We start from the raw sequence: 1,426 nt of genomic DNA on the forward strand, positions 1-1,426 counted from the left end.
TCCTTAAGAATGTTGGCGGTCCGGGAGGACCGGGTGTGGCTGATCAGGGGTTGCCGTTGATGGCTCTAGGAGAATGGCCGCCCGGTCCTCCGGGACGCTCCGACTGCTGATTGAGAGCTGCGGGCATCGCTGGTTAAGGACCTGTCGGCGGAGTGTTCCTCGGGCCACGGGGTTGCTGGTCACGGTGGAAATGGAGCGACAGGCGTGGACAGGCCGCACGAGCGGATATGGGTCGGCATCGACGCCGGCAAGGGGCATCACTGGGCGGTGGCGGTCGACTCCGACGGCGAGATGCTGTTCTCGACGAAGGTGATCAACGACGAGGCACAGATCCTGACGCTCATCGCGGCAGCCCGGGAGAAGGCCGCCGAGGTGCGATGGGCGGTGGACATCTCCGGCAGAGCCTCCACACTGCTGCTGGCCCTGCTGATCGCCCACGGCCAGCAGGTCGTCTACGTCCCCGGCCGCACCGTCAACCGGATGACCGGCGCCTACCGCGGCGAGGGCAAAACTGACGCCAAGGACGCCCTGGTCATCGCCGACCAGGCCCGGATGCGCCGGGACTTCACCCCGATCGACACGCCGCCGGAGCTGGTCTCCACACTCCAGCTGCTGACCGGATACCGGCGTGATCTGATCGCCGACCGGGTCCGGCTGATCAACCGGCTCCGCGACCTGCTGGTGGGCATCTGCCCGGCCCTGGAGCGGGCCTTCGACTACTCCGGGGCCAAGGGCCCCATCGTGATGCTGACCGAGTACCAGACACCGGCCGCTCTGCGACGCATCGGTGTCAAGCGGCTGGCGACCTGGCTGGAGCGCCGCAAGGTCCGCGGAGCAGGCGAGATCGCGGCCAAGGCCGTCGAGGCCGCCCAGTCCCAGCACACAACCCTGCCCGGCGAGAGCAGAGCAGCCAAGCTGGTACGGGACCTCGCGCACCAACTCCTGGCCCTGGACGAGCGGATCAAGGACAACGACCGCGAGATCCGTGAGACCTTCCGCACCGACGACCGTGCCGAGATCATCGAGTCCCTGCCCGGCATGGGCCCGATTCTGGGCGCCGAGTTCGTCGCCATCGTCGGTGACCTTTCCGGCTACCGGGATGCCGGCCGCCTGGCCTCGCACGCGGGCCTGGCCCCCGTGCCCCGCGACTCGGGTCGCCGCACGGGCAACTACCACCGGCCCAAGCGTTACAACCGGCGCCTGCGCTGGCTGTTCTACATGTCCGCGCAGTCCGCAATGATGCGGCCGGGCCCGTCGCGGGACTACTACCTCAAGAAGCGCGGCGAAGGGCTGATCCACACACAGGCCTTGCTCGCGCTCGCCCGCCGCCGGGTCGATGTGCTGTGGGCGATGCTGCGTGACAAGAGGCTGTTCACCTCCGTCCCGCCGGTCACGCAGACGGCTTGACACGATCATTGAGATTCTC

Annotated in this window: 1 protein-coding gene; it reads left to right on the plus strand. The window is 68.2% G+C overall.

Features of this window, described 5'->3' with window-relative positions:
* The first annotated feature begins 204 nt into the window (after positions 1–204).
* Positions 205–1,407: an IS110 family transposase gene (locus ACTWP8_RS38150; protein WP_443326637.1), complete on the plus strand. Its 1,203-nt coding sequence runs from the start codon at positions 205–207 to the stop codon at positions 1,405–1,407.
* Positions 1,408–1,426: the final 19 nt, after the last annotated feature.

This window comes from Streptomyces sp. 7N604 (assembly GCF_052245475.1).
Lineage (GTDB): Bacteria > Actinomycetota > Actinomycetes > Streptomycetales > Streptomycetaceae > Streptomyces.